Origin of the sequence: Mycobacterium genavense ATCC 51234 (assembly GCF_000526915.1) — a bacterium.
Lineage (GTDB): Bacteria > Actinomycetota > Actinomycetes > Mycobacteriales > Mycobacteriaceae > Mycobacterium > Mycobacterium genavense.
The window spans coordinates 550,269-575,270 of sequence record NZ_JAGZ01000002.1; the positions used below are offsets into that span (position 1 = coordinate 550,269).

Annotated in this window: 21 protein-coding genes and 4 pseudogenes; 7 read left to right on the top strand and 18 right to left on the bottom strand. The window is 68.3% G+C overall.

The annotated features are described in order from the left end of the window. Positions 1-5 precede the first annotated feature (5 nt). The 3 genes from secF to yajC all read right to left on the bottom strand — a co-directional run bounded on the left by secF (position 6) and on the right by yajC (position 3,353). Complete coding sequence (gene secF / locus T428_RS0107250; RefSeq protein WP_025735954.1) at positions 6-1,265, bottom strand: protein translocase subunit SecF; 1,260 nt, start codon at positions 1,263-1,265, stop codon at positions 6-8. Then, positions 1,262-2,941 (bottom strand): protein translocase subunit SecD, encoded by a 1,680-nt coding sequence (secD, locus tag T428_RS0107255; RefSeq protein ID WP_025735955.1) that lies wholly within the window; start codon positions 2,939-2,941, stop codon positions 1,262-1,264. The genes secF and secD overlap by 4 nt, the downstream gene beginning before the upstream one ends. A 70-nt stretch (positions 2,942-3,011) precedes the next feature. Continuing rightward, positions 3,012-3,353: a preprotein translocase subunit YajC gene (gene yajC, locus T428_RS0107260; protein WP_025735956.1), complete on the bottom strand. Its 342-nt coding sequence runs from the start codon at positions 3,351-3,353 to the stop codon at positions 3,012-3,014. Between the two features lie 175 nt (positions 3,354-3,528). Here yajC and gabT point away from each other — a divergent pair, with 175 nt between their 5' ends. Together gabT and car are read left to right on the top strand one after the other, a co-directional pair. After that, the gene (gene gabT, locus T428_RS0107265; RefSeq protein ID WP_025735957.1) at positions 3,529-4,869 is read left to right on the top strand and encodes a 4-aminobutyrate--2-oxoglutarate transaminase; all 1,341 of its coding nucleotides are present in this window, start codon (positions 3,529-3,531) and stop codon (positions 4,867-4,869) included. A gap of 173 nt (positions 4,870-5,042) precedes the next feature. Then, positions 5,043-8,513, top strand: a pseudogene (car, locus tag T428_RS35310) (carboxylic acid reductase). A 57-nt stretch (positions 8,514-8,570) separates the two neighbouring features. Here car and T428_RS26315 read toward each other — a convergent pair. The 5 genes and pseudogenes from T428_RS26315 to ruvC form a co-directional block, all read right to left on the bottom strand. Continuing rightward, positions 8,571-9,266, bottom strand: a pseudogene (locus T428_RS26315) (hypothetical protein). A gap of 72 nt (positions 9,267-9,338) precedes the next feature. Continuing rightward, the gene (locus T428_RS0107280) at positions 9,339-9,725 is read right to left on the bottom strand and encodes a DUF1304 domain-containing protein (protein ID WP_025735958.1); all 387 of its coding nucleotides are present in this window, start codon (positions 9,723-9,725) and stop codon (positions 9,339-9,341) included. After that, entirely contained in the window at positions 9,722-10,774 is a 1,053-nt protein-coding gene (ruvB, locus tag T428_RS0107285; RefSeq protein ID WP_025735959.1) for a Holliday junction branch migration DNA helicase RuvB, read from the bottom strand. Before ruvB ends, T428_RS0107280 begins: the two co-directional genes overlap by 4 nt. Further along, on the bottom strand, positions 10,771-11,376 hold the full coding sequence (ruvA, locus tag T428_RS0107290; RefSeq protein ID WP_025735960.1) for a Holliday junction branch migration protein RuvA: 606 nt from the start codon (positions 11,374-11,376) through the stop codon (positions 10,771-10,773). The genes ruvB and ruvA overlap by 4 nt, the downstream gene beginning before the upstream one ends. Then, positions 11,373-11,927, bottom strand: a complete 555-nt coding sequence (gene ruvC, locus T428_RS0107295) for a crossover junction endodeoxyribonuclease RuvC (RefSeq protein WP_025735961.1) — start codon at positions 11,925-11,927, stop codon at positions 11,373-11,375. The genes ruvA and ruvC overlap by 4 nt, the downstream gene beginning before the upstream one ends. A gap of 145 nt (positions 11,928-12,072) precedes the next feature. Between ruvC and T428_RS0107300 the strand changes: the two genes are divergently transcribed. Further along, positions 12,073-12,576: a DUF2617 family protein gene (locus T428_RS0107300; RefSeq protein ID WP_025735962.1), complete on the top strand. Its 504-nt coding sequence runs from the start codon at positions 12,073-12,075 to the stop codon at positions 12,574-12,576. A gap of 11 nt (positions 12,577-12,587) precedes the next feature. On the opposite strand, the gene T428_RS0107305 is transcribed toward T428_RS0107300, so the two are convergent. Further along, positions 12,588-13,343 carry a YebC/PmpR family DNA-binding transcriptional regulator gene (locus T428_RS0107305; protein ID WP_025735963.1) on the bottom strand — a complete coding sequence of 252 codons (756 nt, stop codon included), beginning with the start codon at positions 13,341-13,343 and terminating at the stop codon, positions 12,588-12,590. Positions 13,344-13,479: 136 nt separating this feature from the next. On the opposite strand from T428_RS0107305, the gene T428_RS33200 reads away from it, so the two are divergent. After that, a complete protein-coding gene (locus T428_RS33200; RefSeq protein ID WP_169733625.1) occupies positions 13,480-13,623 on the top strand; it encodes a hypothetical protein in 144 nt (47 codons plus the stop codon). Here T428_RS33200 and pdxT read toward each other — a convergent pair. Genes pdxT through pdxS form a run of 3 tightly spaced genes read right to left on the bottom strand, consistent with a single transcriptional unit; the run spans position 13,620 to position 15,991 of the window. After that, a complete protein-coding gene (gene pdxT, locus T428_RS0107315) occupies positions 13,620-14,216 on the bottom strand; it encodes a pyridoxal 5'-phosphate synthase glutaminase subunit PdxT (RefSeq protein WP_025735964.1) in 597 nt (198 codons plus the stop codon). The genes T428_RS33200 and pdxT overlap by 4 nt on opposite strands. Continuing rightward, positions 14,213-15,049: an acyl-CoA thioesterase II gene (gene tesB, locus T428_RS0107320; RefSeq protein ID WP_025735965.1), complete on the bottom strand. Its 837-nt coding sequence runs from the start codon at positions 15,047-15,049 to the stop codon at positions 14,213-14,215. The genes pdxT and tesB overlap by 4 nt, the downstream gene beginning before the upstream one ends. Before the next feature lie 9 nt (positions 15,050-15,058). Beyond that, positions 15,059-15,991, bottom strand: coding sequence for a pyridoxal 5'-phosphate synthase lyase subunit PdxS (gene pdxS, locus T428_RS0107325; protein ID WP_051465146.1), 933 nt, complete (start codon positions 15,989-15,991; stop codon positions 15,059-15,061). Positions 15,992-16,203: 212 nt separating this feature from the next. On the opposite strand from pdxS, the pseudogene T428_RS36010 reads away from it, so the two are divergent. The 3 genes and pseudogenes from T428_RS36010 to T428_RS35320 all read left to right on the top strand — a co-directional run. Continuing rightward, a pseudogene (locus tag T428_RS36010) lies at positions 16,204-17,142 on the top strand (PPE family protein); the annotation flags it as partial. Between the two features lie 169 nt (positions 17,143-17,311). Next, positions 17,312-18,013 (top strand): annotated as a pseudogene (locus T428_RS36015) (PE domain-containing protein); the annotation flags it as partial. 133 nt (positions 18,014-18,146) lie between these two features. Next, entirely contained in the window at positions 18,147-18,527 is a 381-nt protein-coding gene (locus T428_RS35320; protein WP_425412002.1) for a PE-PPE domain-containing protein, read from the top strand. Positions 18,528-18,533: 6 nt separating this feature from the next. Here T428_RS35320 and T428_RS0107350 read toward each other — a convergent pair whose 3' ends face one another. From T428_RS0107350 to thrS, 6 genes are read right to left on the bottom strand one after another with little or no spacing between them, the layout of a single operon-like run. After that, positions 18,534-19,574 carry an NUDIX hydrolase gene (locus T428_RS0107350; protein WP_025735969.1) on the bottom strand — a complete coding sequence of 347 codons (1,041 nt, stop codon included), beginning with the start codon at positions 19,572-19,574 and terminating at the stop codon, positions 18,534-18,536. Further along, positions 19,574-20,698, bottom strand: a complete 1,125-nt coding sequence (locus T428_RS0107355) for a glycosyltransferase family 4 protein (RefSeq protein WP_025735970.1) — start codon at positions 20,696-20,698, stop codon at positions 19,574-19,576. The genes T428_RS0107350 and T428_RS0107355 overlap by 1 nt, the downstream gene beginning before the upstream one ends. After that, positions 20,698-21,603 (bottom strand): phosphatidylinositol mannoside acyltransferase, encoded by a 906-nt coding sequence (locus tag T428_RS0107360; RefSeq protein ID WP_025735971.1) that lies wholly within the window; start codon positions 21,601-21,603, stop codon positions 20,698-20,700. Before T428_RS0107360 ends, T428_RS0107355 begins: the two co-directional genes overlap by 1 nt. Beyond that, positions 21,600-22,265 (bottom strand): phosphatidylinositol phosphate synthase, encoded by a 666-nt coding sequence (gene pgsA / locus T428_RS0107365; protein WP_025735972.1) that lies wholly within the window; start codon positions 22,263-22,265, stop codon positions 21,600-21,602. The genes T428_RS0107360 and pgsA overlap by 4 nt, the downstream gene beginning before the upstream one ends. Continuing rightward, positions 22,262-22,831, bottom strand: coding sequence for an ATP adenylyltransferase (locus tag T428_RS0107370; RefSeq protein ID WP_245604819.1), 570 nt, complete (start codon positions 22,829-22,831; stop codon positions 22,262-22,264). The genes pgsA and T428_RS0107370 overlap by 4 nt, the downstream gene beginning before the upstream one ends. Further along, positions 22,815-24,881, bottom strand: coding sequence for a threonine--tRNA ligase (gene thrS, locus T428_RS0107375; RefSeq protein WP_025735974.1), 2,067 nt, complete (start codon positions 24,879-24,881; stop codon positions 22,815-22,817). The genes T428_RS0107370 and thrS overlap by 17 nt, the downstream gene beginning before the upstream one ends. Positions 24,882-25,002: the final 121 nt, after the last annotated feature.

Here is a 25,002-nt window from a genome sequence, read left to right on the forward strand (position 1 = left end):
CGCGGCTACCGCCGGCCGGCGTTCCGCTTGCCGCTCGGGCGCCGGGTGCCGGTGGGTCGCACGGGCCGCGCACCCGGCGCCGGCTTGTTCGGCGCGGGCTCGGCAGGCTTTTTGGTCTCCGGCGCGGTCTGGGTGTCGGGGGCGTCGTCGGCGGTCGACTCCGTGGGCACCGGCGTGCCGGGTTTGCGGCGTTTGAGCACGCGGCGGGTGTGGGTCTTCACCAGCTCGGTGCGCTCGCGCAGCGTGACCAGCAGCGGGGTGGCGAAGAAGATCGACGAATAGGTGCCGACCAGGATGCCGACCAGCTGCACCAGGGCCAGGTCCTTCAGCGTGCCGACGCCCAGCAGCCACACCGCCACCACCATCAGCGCCAGCACCGGCAGCACCGAGATCAGGCTGGTGTTGATCGAGCGCATGAAGGTCTGGTTGATCGCCAGGTTGGCTTCCTCGGCGAAGGTGCGCCGGTTGGTGTGCTGGAAGTCTTTGGTGTTCTCTTCGACCTTGTCGAAGACGATGACCGTGTCATAGAGCGAGAACCCGAGGATGGTCAGCAAACCGATCACCGTCGCCGGGCTGACCTCGAAGCCCACCAGCGAGTACACGCCCGCGGTGACGGTCAGGTCGAAAACCATCGTCGTCAGCGCGGAGATCGACATGTAGCGCTCGTAGCGCACCATGATGTAAATGCTGACCAGCACCAGGAACACGCCCAGCGCGATCAGCGCCTTGTTGGTGATCTGGTCGCCCCAGGTCTCCGACACCGCCGAGTCGCTGATCGCCGCCTTGCTCGGCTTGCCGTCGGTGCCCTTGGGCTGGAATGCGTCGAACAGCGCGTTGCGCAGCTTCGTGGTCTGGTCGTTGGACAGCGTTTCCGAGCTGATCTGCACCGTCGCCGAGCCGACGGTGCCGACGATGACGACCGCTGCAGCGTCGCGGCCCAGAATCTTGCGGAACACGTCCTGCACCTGCGAGGTCTGGACTTGACCCGTCCCGCCGGTGGCGGGCATCGAGACCGTGGTGCCGCCCTTGAAGTCGATCCCGAAGGTAAAGCCGCGCAGCACGATCGACAGGACCGCGATCGCGACGATCGCCCCGCTGATGCCGAACCACAACCGGCGCCGCCCGATGACCTCGAACGCGCCCGTCCCGGTGTAGAGCCGGGCGAGGAAGCCGTGCCGCGGCGGCGAGGCGGCGGAGTCGGACGCCACCTGCACCGCGGCGTCGGCGTCGGTGAGTTCGATCGCGTCGACGTCTTTGGCGCTCATCGCGTTACCTGTCCCGTCTTCAGGTCCGCGGCCCGGCGTTCACGCGCGACCTGCTGGACGGCGCCCAGGCCGTTGTACGCGGGCTTGGCCAGCGTCGGCGACTTGGAGGCCATGTACACCAGCGGCCAGGTCACCAGGAACACCACCACGACGTCGAGCACCGTGGTCAGGCCCAACGTGAAGGCGAAGCCCCGCACCTGGCCGATCGCGAGGCCGTACAGCACCGCGGCGGCCAGGAACGTCACGGCGTTACCCGACACGATCGTCCTGCGGGCCCGGCTCCAGCCTCGCGGCACCGCCGAGCGGAACGTACGGCCTTCGCGGATCTCGTCCTTGATGCGCTCGAAGAACACCACGAACGAGTCCGCGGTGGTACCGATACCGATGATCAGACCGGCGATACCGGCCAGGTCCAGCGTGTAGTTGATCTGTCTGCCCAGCAGCACCAGGATCGCGAAAATCATTGCACCGGAAGCGATTAGAGATAACGCCGTCAGCAATCCGAGCACCCGGTAATACAGCAGCGAGTACAGCAGCACCAGGACCAAGCCGATCGCGCCCGCGATCAGCCCCGCCCGCAGCGAAGTCAATCCCAGTGTCGCCGAGACGGTTTGGGCCTCCGACGATTCGAAGGACAGTGGCAGCGAGCCGTATTTCAAGACGTTGGCCAGCTGCTTGGCGGTGGCCAACGTGAACGGCGGATCGCCGCCAGAGATCTGGGTGCGACCGCCGGGGATCGCTTCCTGGATCATCGGCGCGCTGACCACCTGGGAGTCCAGCGTGAACGCGGTCTGGGTGCCGATGTGGGCGGCGGTGAAGTCCGCCCAGGTGTTGGCCGCGGCGGGCTTGAACTGCAAGTCGACGACGTAGCCGATGCCGCGCTGGTTCATCGTCGAGCTGGCATCCTGGATCTGATCACCGCTGATGATCGACGGCCCCAGCACGTAGACGTACTTGTGGTCGGTCGAGCAGGTCACCAGCGGCAGGGCCGGGTCGTCGTTGCCGGCCAGGATGTCCTCTTTGTCGCAGTGGGCGGCCACCCACTGTTGAGCGACCATTTGGATGTAGGGGTTGTTGCTCTGCCGGAAATCCTTCATCACCTTGATGCGCTCGGCGAGATCCTTGCGCGGATCCGGCGGCCCGGGCGCCTCGGGCGGCGGACTCGGGCTGGGGCTGGGTGTCGGCGGCGGGTCCTGCGGGTAGGGACGCGGTTGCGGCGCCGGGCGCCCGGGTGCGGGCTGGCCGGCGGGCGGCGGACCGGGCTGGCCGGCCGGCGGCTTGGGTTCGGCGGCTTGGGCCGGCGCGGAGTTCAGCACCGGGCGGATGTAGAGCCGGGCGGTCTGTCCCAGGTTGCGGGCCTCGTTGCCGTCGTTGCCGGGCACGGTGATCACCAGGTTGTCGCCGTCGACCACCACCTCGGAACCGGAGACGCCCAGGCCGTTGACGCGGGCGCTGATGATCTGTTGGGCCTGCGACAGCGCGTCCTTGCTGGGGCGCGAGCCGTCCGGGGTGCGCGCGGTCAACGTGACGCGGGTGCCGCCCTGCAGGTCGATGCCGAGCTTCGGGGCGGCGCGCTTGTCTCCGGTGAGAAATACCAACAGGTAGACGCCGATTAGCAAGACGAAGAAAACCGACAGGTGGCGGGCAGGGTGCACCGGCGCCGAAGACGATGCCACTTTCGTTATATCTCCTTATATCTCCTTGGTAATCGGTTTCTGACCCTCGACAGAGCCTACGTGCCCGCCGTCACTGATCTTTGGTCACGCGGCTCTCGTCGGCCGGGTCGCCGACGTCGTCGGATGCTGCCGAGTCGTCGTCGAAGTCGTCCTCCGGCGCGATCTTGTCGCGGATGGCCAGCTTCATCCAGGTCGTCACCACGCCGTCGGCGATCTCGAGGTCGACAGAGTCGTCGGTGAGGGCGACGACGGTGGCCTCCAGGCTTGACGTCGTGTGCACGCGATCCCCCGGCTGCAGCGACTCGTGCAGGTCGATGGTGGCTTGCATCGCCTTCTTCTGGCGACGCGACGCCAGGTACATTAACCCGCCCATGATGAGCAGGAACGGCAGGAACAAAACCAAACTTTCCATCGGACGAGCCTGTCTTTCGTATCGGATTGCTGGGCTTTCGAGGGTCCAGTCTGCCCGTCCAGTCTGGCAGGTCGGGCCCACTCGGTTGGGCGGAGTCCTCGGCGGGCGCCAAGACCCCTGGAACGGATAGGCTTTCAGCACGACGCGACGCGCGCGTTGCCGGGAGGAGGACGTCGTGGCCAGCCTCGAACAGACCCGCCTGCTGGTTACCGAAATTCCCGGTCCCAAATCGCTGGAGCTCGACAAGCGCCGCACCTCGGCGGTGTCGGCCGGCGTCGGCGTCTCCCTGCCCGTGTTCGTCGCGCGCGCCGGCGGTGGCATCGTCGAGGACGTTGACGGAAACCGGCTGATCGACCTGGGCTCGGGCATCGCGGTCACCACGATCGGCAACTCCGCGCCGCACATGGTCGAGGCCGTGCGCGAGCAGGTCGCCGAGTTCACCCACACCTGCTTCATGGTCACGCCGTACGAGTCCTACGTGGCGGTTGCAGAAGAGCTGAACCGGATCACGCCCGGCTCCGGCGAGAAGCGTTCGGTGCTGTTCAACTCCGGGGCCGAGGCCGTCGAGAACTCCGTCAAGATCGCGCGCTCGTACACCCGCAAGACCGCCGTGGCGGCCTTCGACCACGCCTATCACGGCCGCACCAACATGGCGATGGCGCTGACGGCCAAGTCGATGCCGTACAAGAGCGGTTTCGGGCCATTCGCACCGGAGATCTACCGGGCCCCGATGTCCTACCCGTACCGCGACGGCCTTGTCGACAAGGACCTGGCCACCGACGGCGAACTCGCCGCCGCGCGGGCGATCGGCGTGCTGGACAAGCAGATCGGCGCCGCCAACCTGGCCGCCGTCATCATCGAGCCCATCCAGGGTGAAGGCGGATTCATCGTCCCGGCCGAGGGTTTCCTGCCGGCGCTGGTGGACTGGTGCCGCAAGAACAACGTGGTGTTCATCGCCGACGAGGTGCAAAGCGGCTTCGCCCGGACCGGGGCGATGTTCGCCTGCGAGCACGAGGGCATCGAGCCCGACCTGATCTGCACCGCCAAGGGCATCGCCGGCGGGCTGCCGCTGTCGGCGGTGACCGGCCAGGCCGAGATCATGGACGCCCCGCACGTCAGCGGCCTGGGCGGCACGTTCGGCGGCAACCCGGTGGCCTGCGCGGCGGCCTTGGCCAGCATCGCGACCATCGAGAACGACGGCCTGATCGAGCGGGCCCAGCAGATCGAACGGCTGATCACCGACGTGCTGCTGCGGATGCAGGCCGGCGACGACCGCATCGGCGACGTGCGCGGGCGTGGCGCCATGATCGCCGTCGAGCTGGTCAAGTCCGGCACCAGCGAGCCCGCCGCCGAGCTGACGAACAAGCTGGCCACCGCGGCCGGTGCCGCCGGGGTGATCGTGCTGACCTGCGGCATGTACGGCAACATCATCCGGCTGCTGCCCCCGCTGACCATCAGCGACGAGCTACTCCTCGAGGGCCTCGAGGTGCTGCGGCTGCTGCTGGCCGATCTGTAGACGCGCGGCCCTTCATGCTTCGGACCGTCGCCGCGGGAGCCGGTCGTGGGCGAATTCACACCAATGCCACAGGCAGAAACGATTGAGGAATACCTTTAGCTTCACTAACGTTCTAACTGTCAGTGCAGCGTCGCGCGAACAGCCTGAACTTCTCAGCAATGCAACGAACTGTCATGTCGACCACCACTCGTGAAGAGCGGCTCGAACGCCGCATCGAAAATCTGACCGCGACCGACCCACAGTTCGCCGCCGCCAAGCCGGACCCGGCGGTCATCGTAACCCTCGATCAGCCTGGACTGCGCCTTCCGCAGGTCATCCAGACTGTGCTCGAGGGTTACGATGACCGCCTGGCCCTGGGACAGCGCGCCGTCGAATTCGTCAAGGACCCCAAAACCGGGCGTACGGTGCGCCGACTGCTGCCCCGCTTCGACACCCTCAGCTACGGTGAGCTGCGCGACCGCGTCGACGGCGTGGTCCGCGCCCTGACCCGCGACGGCCTGCAGCCGGGCGACCGGGTGGCGGCCCTGGGCTTCAACAGCGTCGACTTCACCACCATCGACGTCGCCCTCGCAATGGTCGGCGCGGTTAGTGTCCCGCTGCAGACCAGCGCGGCGCTCGCCCAGCTCCAGCCGATCGTGACCGAGACCGAGCCCGCCGTCTTCGCGGCGAGCACCAACCAGCTGTCCGACGCCGTCGAGCTGATCCTGAGCACCGACCACCGGCCCAGCAAGCTGGTGGTGTTCGACTACCACCCCGAGGTCGACAACGAGCGCGACGCGGTGGACAGCGCCCGCGCCCGGCTGGCCGACGCCGTGACCGTCGAGCTCCTGGCCGACCTGCTGCAGCGCGGCAAGGCATTGCCCGCCACGCCGGCCGCGGACGTCGACGACGACGAGCTGGCGCTATTGATCTGCACCTCCGGCCAGTACCGGCGCCCCCAAGGGCGCGATGTACCCCCTGCGCAACGTCGGCAAGATGTGGCGCCGGTCGAGCCGCAGCTGCTTCGGCGAGACCGTCGCATCGATCACCCTCAACTTCATGCCGATGAGCCACGTGATGGGCCGGGGCATCCTGTACGGCGCGCTCGGCAACGGCGGCACGGCCTACTTCGCCGCCCGCAGCGACCTGTCGACACTGCTGGAAGACCTCGAGCTGGTGCGGCCCACCGGAGATGAACTTCGTCCCGCGCATCTGGGAGACGCTGTACAGCGAGTACCAGCGCCGCGTCGACCGCGGTGGCAGCGAGGCCGACGTGATGACCGAGCTGCCGCAGCAGCTGCTGGGTGGGCGGTTCATCTTCGCGATGACGGGCTCGGCGCCCACCTCCAGCGACCTCAAGGCGTGGGTGGAAGAGCTGCTCGACATGCACCTGCTGGACGGCTACGGCTCCACCGAGGCCGGGATGGTGCTGTTCGACGGCGAGGTGCAGCGCCTGCCGGTGATCGACTACAAGCTGGTCGACGTGCCGGACGTGGGCTACTTCGCCACCGACCGGCCCTACCCGCGCGGCGAGCTGCTGCTCAAGACGGAGAACATCTTCCCCGGCTACTACAAGCGCCCCGAAACCACCGCCGCGGTGTTCGACCCGGACGGCTACTACCGCACCGGCGACGTCGTGGCCGAAATCGCGCCCAACAAGGTGGTGTACGTCGACCGCCGCAACAACGTGCTCAAGCTGGCGCAGGGCGAGTTCGTCACCGTCGCCAAGCTGGAGGCGGTGTTCGGCAACAGCCCGCTGGTGCGCCAGATCTACGTCTACGGCAACAGCGCACACCCCTACCTGCTGGCGGTCGTCGTGCCCAGCGAGGAGGCACTGGAGCGCTACGACGCCGACGAGCTGAAGGGCCGGATCGCCGACTTGCTGCAGACGGTCGCGAAGGAGGCCGGCCTGCATTCCTACGAGGTGCCGCGTGACTTCGTGATCGAGACCACGCCGTTCACGCTGGAAAACGGTCTGCTGACCGGGATTCGCAAGCTGGCGTGGCCCAAGCTCAAGCAGCAGTACGGCGAGCGCCTGGAGCAGCTCTACGCCGATTTGGCCGCCGGCCAGGCCAACGAGCTCAGCGAGCTACGCCGCAGCGGCGCCACCGCGCCGGTGCTGCAGACGGTAAGCCGCGGCGGCGCTGTTGGGCGCGGCCAGCACCGAGCTGACACCCGATGCCCACTTCACCGATCTGGGTGGAGATTCGTTGTCGGCGTTGACATTCGGCAACCTGCTGCACGAGATCTTCGAGGTCGACGTGCCGGTGGGGGTGATCGTCAGCCCGGCCAACGACCTGGCGGCCATCGCCGCCTACATCGAGTCCGAGCGCCAGGGCAGCAAGCGGCCCAGCTTCGCGTCGGTACACGGCCGTGACGCCGTCGAGGTCCACGCCGCCGACCTGACGCTGGACAAGTTCATCGACGCGGCGACGCTGGCGGCCGCACCGAATCTGTCGGCGCCGGCCGCCGAGGTGCGCACGGTCCTGCTGACCGGGGCGACCGGCTTCTTGGGCCGGTACCTGGCGCTGGAATGGCTGGAGCGGATGGACCTGGTCGACGGCAAGGTGATCGCGCTGGTGCGCACCAAGACCGACGCCGACGCCCGCGCCCGGGTGGACAAGACGTTCGATAGCGGGGACGCCAAGCTGCTGGTGCACTACCGGGAGTTGGCCGCCGATCACCTCGAGGTCATCGCCGGCGACAAGGGCGAGGCCGACTTCGGTCTGGACGCCGCGACCTGGCGACGGCTGGCCGACACCGTCGACCTGATCGTCGACCCGGCCGCGCTGGTCAACCACGTGCTGCCGTACAGCGAGCTGTTCGGCCCCAATGCCGTGGGCACCGCCGAGCTGATCCGCATCGCGCTGACCGGGAAGAAGCCTTACACCTACGTGTCCACGATCGGGGTGGGCGACCAGATCAAGCCGGGTGCATTCGTCGAAGACGCCGACATCCGCGAGATCAGCCCCACCCGGCAGATCAACGACAGCTACGCCAATGGCTACGGCAACAGCAAGTGGGCCGGGGAGGTGTTGCTGCGCGAGGCCAACGACCTGTGTGGCCTGCCCGTGGCGGTGTTCCGCTGCGACATGATCCTGGCCGACACCAGCTACGCCGGCCAGCTCAACGTGCCGGACATGTTCACCCGCATGATGCTCAGCCTGGTGGCCACCGGCGTCGCGCCGGGCTCGTTCTACGAGCGCGACGCCGACGGCAACCGGCAGCGGTCGCACTACGACGGCCTGCCGGTGGAGTTCATCGCCGAAGCGGTCGCGACGCTGGGCGCGCAGAAAGTAGCGAGCTTCCAGACCTACCACGTGATGAACCCGTACGACGACGGCATCGGGATGGACGAGTTCGTCGATTGGCTGATCGCCGACGGCAACGCGATCCAGCGCATCGACGACTACGGCGACTGGCTGCCGCGTTTCGAGACCGCCCTGCGCGGACTGCCCGAAAAGCAGCGCAACGCCTCGCTGCTGCCGCTGTTGCACAACTACCAGGAGCCGGAGCGCCCGATCCGTGGGTCGATGGCCCCGACCGACCGGTTCCGGGCCGCCGTCCAGGACGCCAAGGTGGGCCCCGACAAGGACATTCCGCACATCGGGGCGCCGATCATCGCCAAATACGTCAGCGACCTGCGACTGCTCGGGCTGTTGTAAACGCCGACAAAGCCGATCGCCAGCTCACGGGCCGGCGATCGGCTTGTGCGCGATGCCCTAGCCTTGGGGATGCGGCCAGCGCAGGTATGCCGCGCCCGGCGCGGTGCCGGCGCGTTGCTTGCGCCAACGCCCGGTCTTCGTATCCTCGGACGACTCCACCCGCGGAGTGGTCAGGGCGTCCGGCTCCACCTCACGGTGCGGCTCTTCCAGTCCCGACATCTAGCCGGGCTCGCTGGCCGGGGGCGCAGCGGACCGCACCCGCGCCAGGGCTTCGATATCGCTGGCCAGTCGCACCGCCAGGCGCGCCAGCGCGATGCCGCCGATGAAGACGATCACGGCACCCAGACCCGAGAAGTACGAGATCTCGAGCGCGGCGCGCTTGCGGTCGGTCGCGGCGACCGGGTCGCCGGCCGACCCGATCCCCAGCATCGGAGCGACCTCGCCGCCGATCACGAACCACCCGCCGGCCAGCACCGCCAGCCAGCCGCCCACGATCGCGTTGGCGCGATTCCCGGAGAAGATCAACAACAGGCCACCCAGCGCGGTCAGGCCGCCCGGGAGCACTTCGAGCCAGCCGCGTGCCGTGGTCCATGCCGACTCGCGGTCGGGTGTGTAGGCGAAATTGAAGTGAGGACCGACGAACGGTATCAACGCCCCCCAAGCACCAAGAACGATCAGGATCAACCCGCATACCGCCCCGCGCGAGCGTGGCATCCACAGCCTGCCCGGATGGCCGTCTTGTGCGTAACTCATTGCATCCCCCTATTTGACGCCGGACTATTTCAGCACCGCCTGGGTACCCTGGGGTCCGCGCTTGTAACCCGGCTACGTGGCCAGGCCGACGACCAGCAGCACGATCGAGATCAAAGGGAACGTGCCCTGCGTCACCGCGGCCCGGGCCTTGTCCGGTGCCGACACCACCAGGACGACCGCGGCCGCGGCCATGGATCCGACGCCGGCGAAGACGAGCGCGGCCCCGATCGACCGGTGTCCCATCGCCACCTCGGCGATGCCGACGCCCGCGATAATCGCCAGGAACAGGTTGTAAAAACCCTGGTTGAAGGCGAGTAGCTGGGTGGTCTCGGCCTCCTCGGGCGTCGTGCCGAAGGCGGCGCGGGTCCGGGCCGAGGTCCAGGTGAACGACTCCATCGTGAAGATGTAGACGTGCAGCAGCGCCGCCAGCGCGGCGAAAACCAGGCCGGCGGTGATCATTGGTCGAACAGCCCCGGCTGGATGATTCCGGCCGGCGGTATCATGCCCAGGTGAGTCCAGGCCTGCGCGGTGGCCACCCGGCCGCGCGGCGTCCGCGCGACCATGCCGGCGCGTACCAGGAACGGCTCGCACACCTCCTCGACGGTGGTCGCCTCCTCCCCGACCGCCACCGCGAGCGTCGAAACCCCGACCGGGCCGCCGCCGAAGCTACGGGTCAGCGCCGACAGCACCGCCCGGTCCAACCGGTCCAGCCCGAGCTCGTCGACGTCGTACACCTCCAACGCGGACTTGGCGACGTCGCGGGTGATCGCCCCGTCGGCGCGCACCTCGGCGAAGTCCCGGACCCGGCGCAGTAGCCGGTTGGCGATGCGTGGTGTGCCGCGGGAGCGCCGGGCGATCTCAGCGCCGGCTTCGGCGCCCAGCTCGATGCCGAGGATCCCGGCCGAACGCGCCAGCACCCGCTCCAGATCGGCCGGCTCGTAGAAGTCCATGTGCGCGGTGAAACCGAACCGGTCCCGCAGCGGCCCGGTCAGCGCGCCGGACCGGGTGGTCGCGCCGACCAGCGTGAACGGCGCCACCTCCAGCGGAATCGACGTCGCCCCTGGGCCTTTGCCCACCACCACGTCGACCCGGAAGTCCTCCATCGCCAGGTAGAGCATCTCCTCGGCCGGCCGCGCGATGCGGTGGATCTCGTCGATGAACAACACGTCGTGCTCGACCAGATTGGACAGCATCGCGGCCAGGTCGCCGGCGCGCTCCAGCGCCGGCCCGGACGTCACCCTCAGCGAGGACCCCAATTCGGCGGCGATGATCATCGCCAGCGACGTCTTGCCCAGCCCCGGCGGGCCGGACAGCAGAATGTGATCCGGTGTGCCGCCGCGGTTTTTGGCGCCTTCGAGCACCAGCTGCAGTTGTTCGCGCACCCGGGACTGGCCGATGAACTCCCGCAGCGAGCGGGGCCGCAGGCTGACGTCGATGTCGCCTTCTCCGACGGTCAGCGTCGGGGACAGGTCGCGATCCGCGTACTCCTCGGAATCGTCGTCGCTCATTTGGACTTACCCAGCAAGGACAGCGCGGCCCGTAGCGCGTCGGAAGTCGTTGGCTGCTCGCCCTTTTCGCGACTGGATGCCAGCACGCTGTCGGTGGCGTCCTCGGCCTGCTTGGCCGCGAAGCCCAGGCCGACCAGCGCTTCGACCACCGGGCCGCGCACCGCGTGGCCGTTGACGGTTGGTGCGGCCGCGGGCGCGCCGGTCGCACCGATCTTGTCGCGCAGTTCGAGAACCATGCGCTCGGCCCCGCGCTTGCCGATGCCCGGCACCCGGGTCAGCGCGGTGACGTCGCCGTCGGCCAGCGCCTGGCGTAACGCCGCGGCGTCGTGCACGGCCAGGGTCGCCATTGCCAGCCGCGGCCCGACGCCCGACACCGACAGCAGCGTCAGGAACAGGTCGCGGGTGTCGCCGTCGACGAATCCGTACAGCGTCTGCGAATCCTCGCGCACGATCATCGCCGTGATCAGCCGGGCCTGCATGCCGCGGCGCAGCGTCGCCAGCGTCGACGGCGTCACGTTCACCCGGTAGCCGACGCCGCCGGCCTCGATCACCACATGATCGAGTGCCACGTCGAGCACCTCACCGCGCACCGAGGCGATCATCGAGCCGCCTTCAGCCTGGCGGTGTACTTGCGGCGCGCCTCGGCCGCGAGCGCCTCCGCCTTGTCCATCCGGGCCAGCATCGGCGCCCTGAAGCAATGGCAGATGGCCAGCGCCAGCGCGTCGGCGGCGTCGGCCGGCGTCGGTTTGGCTTGCAGCGCAAGGATTCTGGTGACCATCGCGGTGACCTGAGCCTTGTCGGCGGTGCCGTTGCCGGTGACCGCGGCCTTGACCTCACTGGGGGTATGGAAGTGCACGTCGATATCCCGTTTGGCCGCCACGACCGCGATCACCCCGCCGGCCTGCGCGGTGCCCATCACGGTGGACACGTTGTGCTGGGCGAACACCCGCTCGATCGCGATGACATCGGGCTGATGCGTGTCCAGCCAGTGCTCGACGGCGTCGTTGATGGTCAGCAGTCGTCTGGGCAGCGCGGTATCCGACGGGGTGCGGACCACGTCGACGTCCAGCGCGACGATGTCCCGGCCGCGCCCGCTTTCGACCACGGACAGCCCGCATCGGGTCAGTCCGGGGTCGACGCCCATCACGCGCATAGCATGCTCCAACCTAGTACCGAACAGCTGTTCGATAGCGTAGCGGTCGAGTGCGACGGCACCGCACTCCGACACGCGGCCCGAATCCGGCAAAGCTGTTAACTTAAGCCGACGTTCGCTTCACCGCGGCGACGGAAGGGTTTGCGTGCCGCTCTATCAGCTCGCCGTCGACCCGGCAGATGTATCCGGGGCGGCGCGTCGGCTGCGCCTCAACGCTCCCGCGCCGGTGCCGCTGGCCCGCCACCGGCTGTGTCATGCCGACGGCGGCGCGCTGACACTCGCCGTTCTGGGCGCCTCGCATCTGGTCACCGTCGAGCACGCCGCGGCCGATTTCTCCGAACAAGTGTCGTGCGCCACCGACGGTCCGGCGGACACGCTGCCCGAGCACGCCGACGGCCCCGGCTACCGCTTGGAGTCTTGCACCCGCACGCACGACGAGCCGGAATTTCGCGGGCTCGCACGCCAGCTGCGCAGCCACTGCGCGACCGAAACCGGTTGGCTGGGCGGCACCTTCCCCGGCGACGACGCCGCGCTGACCGTGCTGGCGGCCCGCGCCGACGGCATCGGCTGGCGCTGGCACACCTGGCATCTGTACCCGGCGGCGCGCGGCGGGACCGTGGTGCGCACGGCCAGCCGGTGGCGACCGTGAGCCCGCTTTAGTCAGTCCTCGTCGAGGGCGGCCAGCACCTCGTCGGACAGGTCGACGTTGGTCCAGACGTTCTGCACATCGTCGCTGTCCTCCAGCGCGTCGACCAGCTTGAACACCTTGCGGGCGCCTTCCACGTCGACCGGCACGCTGACCGACGGCTGGAAGCTCGCCTCGGCGGAGTCGTAGTCGATGCCGGCCTCCTGCAGCGCGGTGCGCACCGCGACCAGGTCGCTCGGCTCGGAGATGATCTCGAAGCTCTCGCCCAGGTCGTTGACGTCCTCGGCGCCGGCGTCCAGCACGGCGCTCAGCACGTCGTCCTCGGACAGGCCGTTTTTCTCCAGCGTGACCACACCCTTGCGGGTGAACAGGTACGACACCGACCCCGGGTCGGCCATGTTGCCGCCGTTGCGGGTCACCGCCACCCGGACCTCGCCGGCCGCGCGGTTGCGGTTGTCGGTGAGGCACTCGATCAGTACCGCCACGCCGTTGGGCCCATAGCCCTCGTACATGATGGTCTGGTAGTCGGCGCCGCCGGCTTCCTCACCGGCGCCGCGCTTGCGGGCCCGCTCGATGTTGTCGTTGGGCACCGAGGTCTTCTTGGCCTTCTGGATGGCGTCGTACAGCGTCGGGTTGCCCGCCGGGTCGCCACCGCCGGTACGCGCGGCGACCTCGATGTTCTTGATCAGCCGGGCGAACTCCTTACCGCGGCGCGCGTCTTTGACGGCCTTCTGGTGCTTGGTCGTGGCCCACTTCGAATGGCCGCTCATCGCCGTCCTACCTCAAACTTTCTTGTTGCGCTCGTCGTGTACAGCCAGACGAGTCTACGTGGACGAGCGGCATCGGGCCCCACGCGGCCGTCGGCCGGCAGGTTTCGCGGGCCGCGATTCGGGTGAAGCTAAGCGCATGACGAAAGAACCCGAGGACGCCCGGGAGTCGACCGAGCAGCAGCGGCGACAGCAGGATCAGCTGGAACACCGGCACGACGACCCGGACGCGCCGGGCTTGCGGCAGTCCCAGCGCAACCTCCCGGACGAGAGCACCCGCTAGCCGCGGCCCCCGACCATGTCGACGAACAGCCGATGGATGCGCCGGTCCCCCGTCATCTCCGGGTGAAACGCCGTCGCCAGCATCGGCCCCTGCCGGACCGCGACCGGGTGGCCCGCGGCCGTGGCCAGCACCCGCACGCCCTCGCCCACCCGCTCGACCCACGGCGCCCGGATGAACACCGCCCGCACCGGGCCATCCAGGCCCGCAAACTCGACATCGCCTTCGAACGAATCGACCTGCCGCCCAAAAGCGTTGCGCCGCACCGTCATATCGATCGCGCGTAGCGGCAGCGCCTGACGTCCGTTGGCGCCGGCGTCGAGGATCTCGCTGGCCAGCATGATCATTCCGGCGCACGCGCCGTAAGCCGCCAGCCCGGCGGCCAGGCGCGCGCGCAACGGCTCGAGCAGGTCGAGATCGAGCAGCAGGTGGCTCATCGTGGTGGATTCCCCGCCCGGGATGACCAGCCCGTCGATGGTCTCGATCTCGCCCCGGCGGCGCACCGGCAAGGGCTCTGCCCCGGCCTCGCGCAGCGCCGCCAGATGCTCGCGGGTGTCGCCCTGCAGCGCCAAGACGCCGATCCGCGGCCGGCTCACGGCTGGTGTCCCCGCTTGAAGCGGGTCAGCCCCTCCTGCATGACCGCCGCGACCATCTCGCCGGACTGGGTGAAGATCTTGCCCTGGCACAGCGAACGACCGCCGCTGGCCGACGGCGAGGACTGGTCGTAGAGCAGCCACTCGTCGGCCCGAAATGCGCGCATGAACCACATCGCGTGGTCCAGCGATGCCACCTGCAGATGCTCGCGCACGTCGAGGTGGGTGACCTGCGCCGAGCCCAGCAGCGTGAGGTCGCTCATGTAGGCCAGCGCGCAGATGTGCAGCACCGGGTCGTCCGGCAGTGGGTCCCGATGACGGAACCACACCTGCTGCTGAGATGCCTTGCCGGGCAACAACTCCAGGCGGTCCCGCGGCACGATGCAGACGTCCCACTCCTCGAACTGCTTGAAGCCGGCGTCGTCGAAGACCTTGATCGAGTCCAGGCCGGGCAGGCCGTCGGGCGGCGTCGCGAACGGCATCGCGTCCTGGTGGTGGATGCCTTCCTGATCGGTCTGGAAGGACGCTCCCATGCTGAAGATGATCTCCCCGTGCTGGATCGCGTTGACCCGCCGGGTGGCGAACGATCCGCCGTCGCGGGTGCGCTCCACGATGAAAACCGTGGGCGCCAAGGCATCTCCGGGCCGCAGGAAATAGCCGTGCAGCGAGTGCACCTGGTAGCGCGGGTCGACGGTGCGCACCGCCGAGACCAGCGACTGACCGGCCACGTGGCCGCCGAAGGTGCGCTGCATGAATCCCGACTCCGGGCTGAAGACGCTGCCGCGGTAGATGTTGACCTCGAGTTGTTCGAGATCAAGGATCTGTTCGATCGCCACGAACTGTTTTTACCAGCCGCGCTCGGCCAGGCGGTGCGGCTGCGCGATCTGCTCGACGTTGATGCCCACCATCGGTTCGCCCAGGCCGCGAGAAACCTTGGCCAGCACGTCCGGATCGTCGAAAAACGTGGTGGCCTTGACGATCGCGGCGGCGCGCTGCGCGGGATCGCCGGACTTGAAGATGCCCGAGCCGACGAACACGCCCTCGGCACCGAGCTGCATCATCATCGCGGCGTCGGCCGGTGTGGCGATGCCGCCGGCGGTGAACAGCGTGACCGGCAGCTTGCCCGCCCGGGCCACCTCGACGACGAGCTCGTAGGGCGCCTGCAATTCCTTTGCGGCAACGAACAATTCGTCGTGCGACAAGGACGTCAGGCGACGGATCTCGCCGCCGATCGCGCGCATGTGCGTGGTCGCGTTGGACACGTCACCGGTGCCGGCCTCACCCTTCGACCGGATCATGGCCGCGCCCTCGCTGATGCGCCGCAGTGCCTCACCGAGATTGGTGGCCCCGCACACGAACGGCACGGTGAACTTCCACTTGTCGATGTGGTGGGTGTAGTCGGCGGGGGTGAGCACCTCGGATTCGTCGACGTAGTCCACGCCGAGGCTCTGCAGGATCTGGGCTTCCACGAAATGCCCGATGCGCGCCTTGGCCATCACCGGGATCGTCACCGCGGAGATGATGCCCTCGATCATGTCGGGGTCGCTCATCCGGGACACGCCGCCCTGAGCGCGGATGTCTGCGGGTACCCGCTCTAGCGCCATGACCGCGACGGCGCCGGCGCCCTCCGCGATTCGGGCCTGCTCCGGGGTGACGACGTCCATGATGACGCCGCCCTTGAGCATCTCGGCCATGCCGCGCTTGACGCGCGCCGTTCCGGTCACTGGCTGGCCCGACTGTGCGCCGCTGTCCACTAGCCCCTTCTCTCCTCGAACCATCGCGCTTCCACTCTAGTGGTGCGAGGCAACCGAGTTTGCCCATCGTTTGGCGACGGAAGTTCGACATCTGTTCAGCAGAGTGGTGCGGCGACGTCGACATTGTGCTACATATTGCGGCAGCTATTTGCGCAGGCCGTAGCAGCTGGTGCGAATCAAAGGGCGGCATCCCTGCCCACACCCGCCGTCGCGGTTGGCCGAGAAGAGGCTCGGGGATGTTGCCGGATTTCGTGCTGCTACCGCCGGAGATCAATTCTGCGCGCATGTATGCCGGGCCCCGATCGGGGACGATCTGGGCCGCGGCCGAGGGGTGGGACATGTTGGCCGCTCCGCTGGCCGCGGCGGCCAGTTCCTTCCAGGCGACGGTGTCGACGCTGACCGGTGGGCCGTGGCAGGGGCCGGCGTCGACGATGATGGTCGCGGCGGCCATGCCGTATGTGCAGTGGTTGACCGCGACCTCGGCAAAGGCGGAGCTGCTGGCCAACCAGGCCCGCTTGTCGGCGGGCGCGTTCGAGGCGGCGTTTACCGCGACGGTGCCCCCGAGGTCGTCGCGGCCAACCGTGCCTGCTGACGACGCTGATCGCGACGAACATCCTGGGTCAAACATCCTGGGTCAAAACACCGCGGCCATCGCGACGACCGAGGCCGAGTACGCGCAGATGTGGGCTCAGGACGTGGCGGCGATGACGGGCTACGACGCCGCCACCACGGCCGCCCAGGCCGGGTGGACACCGTTCGGCGCGCCGCCCCTGACGCTGTTTAGCCTGCCGCCCGCCCCCACCTACCCGTCGCTGCTTGACCAGCTGATCAACTCGTTGTTCCAGTCGATGACGCAGCAGCTGATGAATCCGATGTCGCAACTGCAGATGCTCTCGACGCCGGCCCAGTTCGCGATGGAACCGATGCAAATGGCGATGAGCCAGCTCATGTCCGGCGCGAATCCGTTGCTGAGCGGCGGCCTCCCGGCGATCAATCCGGTGCTGGCATCGGCGGTCAGTCCCGCGGTGGGCGCCCCGGGCACGGCACAGCTCACGGGCAGCGTGGTCACCGCGGGTGTGGGCCAGGCCGCCCCTATCGGGGCGCTGTCCGTGCCGGCGACCTGGGCCAGCACCGCGCAGGCGGCGGCCCCCGCGGTCACCGGCGGGCCCCGCGGTCACCGGCGGGCCCGCCGCCGCGGCGGCTCCCGTCTCGGCGACCGCGACCTCCACGCCGTACGTGCCGCCGATGAAGGTGCCCGGACGGTTGATCGGTGCCGTCGCTCCGGCGGCCGCACGCAAGGGTTTGGCGCCCCGCCCGGTGCTGGACTAGCCAGGCGGATCCCCGATGACCGACCTGATAGTCGACCCCGACGCGATAGGGACTGCTGCCGACGAGTTGCAAGGGATCGGGTCGGCCCTGGAAGCGACGAACGCCGCCGCGGCGGCCCCGACGACGGGAGTGCTGGCGCCCACCACGGATTCGGTATCGTTGCGCACCGCCGCATTCCTGGACGCCCAGGCCGAGCAATACCAGGCGCTCAGCGCGCAGGCGGAACTGTTCCACAACCAGTTCGTGCAGACGCTGGTCAACGCGCAGAACGCCTACACCGACACCGAGACGTCCAACGCGGCCGCCCTGCAGTCGGGCGACCAGATCGCGCTGATCATGGGCGGCACCGGCAACCCGACCCCCACTGACACCTACGTGCAGGAGGTCTACCAGACGTTCGTCCTCCCGAATTACCCCGGCTATTCCCCGCAGGGTCTGTACACGCCCGAGCAGTTGTGGCCACTGACCGGCATCAACAGTAAAAGCTTCACGCAGTCGGTCCAAGAGGGCATCGCGATACTGAACAACGCGATCATGAGCCATACCACCGCGGGCGACCGGCTCCTGGTCGTCGGCTATTCGCAGAGCGCCACGATCGCCACCATGGAGATGCGCTATCTCAATGCCCTGCCCGCCGTCCTGCGACCGGACCCCAACCTGCTGAACTTCATGATGCTCGCCGATCCCAACAATCCGGTGACCGGCGGCATCCTGACCCGCTTTATCCCGGGATTCTTCACCGCATTTCACGTACCGACGCCGGCGGACACCATCTACCTGGCCACCATCTACGGCATCCAGTACGACCTACGGCATCCAGTACGACCCCGTCGCCCAGTTCCCCGCGGGCATTTTCAATATCTCGGCCGACCTCAACGCGATTTTCGGCGTTCCGCTGCACACCCAAACTCCGTTGCTGACCGCTGCGCAACTTGCCACCGCGGTGCAACAGCAGATCGGCAACACCACCTACTTCATCGTTCCCACCACGAATTTGCCGCTGCTGGATCCGTTGCGGATGTTCGTGCCGATTTTGGGAAATCCGTTGGCCGACTTGCTCCAACCGTTCCTCAAGCCGTTAGTCGACTTCGGCTACGCCACCGGGCTGCCAGGCCCGCTGCAGTCCATCAGCTCGGTCGCCGGCGCCGCCGCAAGCCCGAGCATCTCGATCCCGCTGGCTACCGGACTGCCGTCGGTGGGTGTGCTGCCCATTGTGTCGGACGCGCGCTAGTTCACGTCAGCGGATCGACTGCAGCTGGGGCAGCCGGCCACCTACGTCGTTGTCGGCCAACGCGATTGCCTCGCCGAGCAGTTCGGCCAACTGGCGCGGGTACACGGTCTGTCCCCCGGCCACCAGTTCGGCGATGTCGTCGGCGGCGCACCAACGGTGGCAGTGGATGTAGCGCCGTTCCAGCTCGGTGCGGCCCGTGCAGACCGGCTCGAAGCGCGTAGTGCGGCGCACGAAGAAGAATTCCTCGCTGTCGATCAGCGTGCCGTTGAACTCGAAGACCTCGTCGCGTCGCCAGACCGGTCCGACCAGCTCGGCCGCTTCGACGCGTAACCCGGTCTCTTCGGCCAACTCTCGCGCGGCGGCCTCAGCCAGGCGTTCGCCCGGGCGCACCTCGCCGCCCACGGTGAACCACCACCGCGGCGCCGAGTCCTCGACCGCCGGATCCGAGCCGCACAGCAACAGCACCGCGCCCGTCTCGTCGAGCAGCACCACCCGCGCCGAGGTCCGGTGTTTGGGCGCCTCGTGCGGGGTGTGCGCCAGCGCGTGTGGCCGCTCCACGATCTCGAAATAGCTTGGAAGCGTGGCTGTTCCACCGAGACGAAGGGCACGCACCGGGCCCCACTCGCCCAGCGCCAGGGTGTCGCGGACCGCGTCGTTATGGAATCGGCGGGCCAGCAGCAGCCGGGCTTCGGCGTCGGCCAACTCGGCGATGAGGCCGGCCGGCAGTGCCGCGGGGTCGACCAGCGCGAGTGCGGCCGACAGCTCGTTTTCGGCGTTCTCCCGCGCGTGACGAGGTGCCCGCTCGGCGGCGTCGGCCAACGCGGCCAGTCGTCGGCCTTCGGGGGAGCCACCGTAGGCGTCGATCGCCACCGCGCGGGTGACCACCGCGCGCCGCGCCAGCGCGCTGTCGAGGGCCTGCCAGGACAGGTCGTAGCGAATGTTCAACCGGTTCAATCGTTGCGCGGTCTGAATGGCCCAGGCACCGATCACCGCCAACACCGCGATCAGCACGACCAGCAGGACGATGGCGACGAGCGGCCAGGCCATCAGCCGGCCACCTGAACCTTGACGCCCGAGCCGGCGACCGTCTCGTACACGCGCACGATCTGCCCGGCCACCACCGACCAGTCGTAGCGGGATACCGATTCGGTCGCCGCGGCCACGTAACGCGCACGCAGCGCGTCGTTTTCGAGCATCTCGACGAGCCCGTCGGCCAGCGCGGCCGCGTCGCCGACCGGCACCAGCCGTCCGGCCTCGCCGTCGCGCAGCACGCGCCGGAAGGCATCCAGGTCGCTGGCCACCACCGGCGTGCCGGCGGCCATCGCCTCCACCAGCACGATGCCGAAACTCTCGCCGCCGATGTTGGGCGCGCAGTAGACGTCGGCACTGCGCATCGCCGAGGCCTTTCCGGCGTCGTCGACCTGGCCGAGGAAACGCAGGTAACGCGTCAGTTCGCCGGCCTCCGCGCGTAATTCGTCCTCGTCGCCGTGGCCGACGATCAGCACCTGCAGGTCCGGGTAGCGTTCGGTCACCCGCGGCAGCGCCTCGAGCAGCACCTGCATGCCCTTGCGAGGTTCGCCGAAGCGGCCCAGGAACAACACCGTCTTGCCCGGCCGCGGATACCCGTCCAAGGGCGGCGCCGAGGCGAGGGAGGCGACGTCGACCCCGTTGGGGATCTCCACCGCGTCGGACCCGAGCGCCTCCATCTGCCAGCGCCGGGCCAAGTCGGACACCGCGATGCGGCCGACGATCTTCTCATGCCACGGCCGCAGCACACCCTGAAAGACGCTCAGCGTCAGCGATTTGGTGGTCGAGGTGTGAAAGGTGGCCACGATCGGGCCCTCGGCGATGCGCAGCGCCCACATCGACAGGCTGGGGGCATTCGGTTCGTGCAGATGCAGCACGTCGAAGTCGCCCTCGGTCAGCCAGCGCCGGACCCGCCCGTGCACCGCGAAGCTGAATTGCAGCCGCGCCACCGAACCGTTGTAGGGAATCGGGATGGCCTTGCCGGCGGAGACGACGTAGTCGGGCAGGCAGACGTGCGGCGACGCCGGAGCCAGCACGCTGACCTGATGGCCGCGGTCGCGCAGCACCTCGGCGAGCTGCAACACATGTGACTGCACCCCGCCCGACACGTCGAACGAGTAGGGGCAGACCATCCCGATCCGCATCAGACTTCCTTCAGCCGGGCACGTCTGTCGGCGGACAGATCGGCTAACCACTGCGGCTGCAGCATGTGCCAATCCTCGGGGTGGGCGGCGATGTTCGCGGCGAATTGATCGGCCAACACCTGGGTGATGGCTCTGACGTCCCCGCTGGAGCAGTCCAGCGGCGGCTGGATACGAACCCGCCAGGCGTCGCCCTCGTTCCAGCAGTGCGCCGCGCACAGCGCCGCCCCGGTTTCGATCGCCAGCTTCGCCGGCCCGGCCGGCAGCCGGGTGGGCTCGCCGAAGAAGTCGACCTCGACACCGGTGCGGGTGAGGTCGCGCTCGGCCATCAGGCACACCACCCGGTTGGCGCGCAGCCGCTCGCACAACACCTCGAACGGCGGCCGATCGCCGCCGGACAGCGGAAGCACTTCGAAGCCAAGGCTTTCGCGGTAGGCGATGAAACGGCGGTACAGCGATTCGGGTTTGAGTCGCTCGGCGACCGTGGTGAAGGTGCCGTGCGTCTGCGCCAGCCACACCCCGGCCATGTCCCAGTTGCCGCTGTGTGGCAGTGCGAGCACCGCGCCACGGCCGGCGGCCAGGGCCGCGTCGAGATTGTCCGCGCCGAGGAACAGCTCGTCGATTCGCCGGGCCAGCACCCGGTGATCCATCGACGGCAGGCGGAAGGCCTCCCGCCAGTAGCGGCCATAGGACCGCAGCGAAGCCCGCATCAGGGCGTCGGGTACCTGCGCCGGCGGCACACCGATGACCCGGGCCAGGTTCTTGCGCAGCTGCTCGGGACCGCCATTGCGGGCGGCATAGCGGGCTCCGGTGTCGAATACGTTGCGCGCGGCGAACTCTGGGACCGCTCGCACCGCCATCCAGCCGGCGGCATAGGCCCAGTCGGTTGCCGTCTCGGTCAAGATCACGGCGCGCTCGTTTCACCGCTTCCCGGATCAGGCAGCAAGGGTTCGGCCGCGCCGGTAGAGGTCCGCACCGCGTGCAACCGCTGCACGCTGGTGCCTACGCTGGCCGCTGCCAGCACCCACATGGCCACGGGCAGCGCCCACGGCAACGGATAACCGGGCAGATCGGACAGGCCCGCGCCGACCAGCACGATGATCAGCCGTTCCGGTCGTTCGATGATCCCGCCGTCCCCGCGCAGCCCGCTGGCCTCGGCCCGGGCCTTGATGTAGGAGATCACCTGCGAGGTGACCAGGCAGATCAGCGTCGCCACCGCCAGCGATTTGTCATGCAGGCCAAAGACAATCCACCACAGCAGTCCGCTGAACACCGCGCCGTCGCTGACGCGGTCGCACGTCGCGTCGAGTACCGCGCCGAATCGGGTGCCGCCGCCGCGCTCGCGGGCCATCGCGCCGTCGACCATGTCGAAGAGCACGAAGAACCAGACCACCAGCGCGCCGACGAACAGCTTGCCGATCGGAAACAACGTCAGGGCCCCCGCCACGGCCACGACGGTGCCCAGGATCGTGACGGCGTCCGGCGTCAAGCCCACTCGCAGCAGCGCCCGGGCTGTCGGAGCCGTGAGCCGGGCGAACGCGGCCCGGGACAGGAAGGGCGCCTTACTCATTTCTGTCTGGCCCACTCCGTGGCAAGCAACTGGCGCGTCTCGCGCAGCAACTGCGGGATCACTTTCGCGCCGCCGACAATCGTGATGAAGTTCGCGTCACCGCCCCAGCGCGGCACCACGTGCACGTGCAGGTGTTCGGCCAGCGACCCGCCCGCCGAGGTGCCCAGATTCAGGCCGACGTTGAACCCGTGCGGCCGCGACACGTTCTTGATCACCCGAATCGCCTTCTGGATGAAGGCCATCAACTCCGCGCTCTCGGCCTCGGTCAGGTCTTCGATCTCGGACAGCCGCCGGTAGGGCACCACCATCAGGTGCCCGGGGTTGTACGGGTAGAGGTTGAGCACGGCGTAGACGAGCTCACCGCGTGCGACCACCAGGCCCTCTTCGTCGGGCAGTTGCGGGATGTCGGTGAACGGCTGGTCGGGTGTGCCGTTGTCGCGCTTGGCCGGCGCCTCGGCCAGATACGTCATCCGGTACGGCGTCCACAACCGCTGCAGGTGATCGCGATCTCCGACACCCCGGTCGAGAATCGTGTTCTCGCTGTCCTGCTCACTCACCGCCGGCAACCTTCACCAATTCTTTTGTGGGAGCGTCATTCTCGCGGTCGGCTATCCACTTGACGATCGTGTCGATCGCGGCGTCGACCGGCACGCCGTTGATCTGGCTGCGGTCGCCGAAGCGAAAGCTGACCGCTCCGTTCTCGACGTCCCGGTCGCCGGCCAACAACATGAACGGCACCTTCTGGTTGGTGTGGTTCACGATCTTCTTGGCCATCCGGTCGTCGCTGGTGTCCACCTCGACCCGCACACCACGCGAGCGAAGTTGGCCCGCAACGTTTTCCAGGTAGCTGGCGTGCTCGTCAGCGACCGGGATCCCGACCACCTGGACCGGCGCCAGCCACGCCGGGAAGGCCCCGGCATAGTGCTCGGTGAGAATGCCGAAGAACCGCTCGATGGACCCGAACAGCGCCCGGTGAATCAGCACCGGGCGCTGTCGCGACCCGTCGGAGGCGGTGTATTCCAGCTCGAATCGGTCCGGCATGTTGAAGTCGAGCTGGATCGTCGACATCTGCCAGCTGCGCCCCAGCGCGTCCTTGACCTGCACCGAGATCTTCGGGCCGTAGAACGCCGCGCCGCCGGGGTCGGGAACGAAATGCAACCCCGACGCCACGGCCACCTCGCGCAGGACCTCGGTGGCCTCGTCCCACATCTCGTCGGAGCCGGAGTACTTCTCCGGGTCCTTGGTGGACAGCTCCAGGTAGAAGTCGTTGAGCCCGTAGTCGGCCAGCAAGTCGAGTACGAAGCGCAGCAGCGAGGTCAGCTCGTCGCGCATCTGCTCGCGCGTGCAGTAGATGTGGGCGTCGTCCTGGGTCATGCCCCGCACCCGGGTCAGCCCGTGCACCACGCCCGACTTCTCATAGCGGTACACACTGCCGAACTCGAAGAACCGCAACGGAAGCTCGCGATACGAGTGCCCGCGCGACCGGTAGATCAGGTGGTGCATCGGGCAGTTCATCGGCTTGAGGTAGTAGTCCTGCCCGGGCTTGCGCACCGTCCCGTCCGCGTTGAACTCCGCGTCCAGGTGCATCGGCGGGTACATGCCGTCGGCGTACCACTCCAGGTGGCCCGAGGTGATGTACAGCTGCTCCTTGGTGATGTGCGGGGTGTTGACGAACTCGTACCCGGCCTCGATGTGCTTACGCCGCGAGTACTCCTCCAGCTCGCGCCGGATGATGCCCCCCTTGGGGTGGAAAACAGCTAGGCCGGAACCGATTTCGTCGGGGAAGCTGAACAGGTCCAGCTCGACGCCCAGCTTGCGATGGTCGCGCCACTGCGCCTCCTCGAGCAGCTCCAGGTGCTTGTCGAGAGCCTCCTGCGACTCCCAGGCGGTGCCGTAGATGCGTTGCAGGCTGGCGTTGCTCTGGTCACCGCGCCAGTAGGCGGCCGAGCTGCGGGTCAGCTTGAACGCCGGGATGTGCTTGGTGGTCGGAATGTGCGGCCCGCGGCACAGGTCACCCCAGACCCGTTCGCGGGTACGGGGATTGAGGTTGTCGTAGGCGGTGAGTTCGTCATTGGAACCAGGGGGGCCGACCTCCATCACGTCGGGGTCGCCCGATTTGTCGTCGACGAGTTCGAGCTTGTAGGGCTCGTTGGCCAGTTCCGCGCGCGCGGCGTCCTTGGACGGATACACTCGCCGGTCGAACAGCTGCCCGTCCTTGACGATCTGGCGCATCCGCTTTTCCAGCTTTTCCAGGTCTTCGGGCGTGAACGGTTCGGCCACGTCGAAGTCGTAGTAGAAGCCGTCCGCGATCGGCGGCCCGATGCCCAATTTGGCGTGCGGGAACAGGTTCTGGACGGCCTGGGCCAACACGTGCGCGGTCGAATGCCTGATGACGCTGCGGCCCTCGTCGGTGTTGGCCGCGACCGGGATCACCTCGGTGTCGGCGTCGGGCACCCAGCTCAGGTCGCGCAGCTTGCCGTCGGCGTCGCGCACCACCACGATCGCGTCGGGCGTACCCCGGCGCGGCAACCCCGCCTCCCCGACCGCCGCGGCCGCGGTAGTCCCGGCAGCAACCCGGATCGGTGCTGCCGGGGCGGATTCTGCGGGGGCGCTCATCGGTGGGTCTCCAAGGTTCGGTGGGGGAATCAATCGGTGATTAATCGGTGCCATGCTATCGGTGCGCGCCCCGACAGGCCCAAGCCGTCACACCGCGGCAACCGCACCGCTTGTCCCCCGA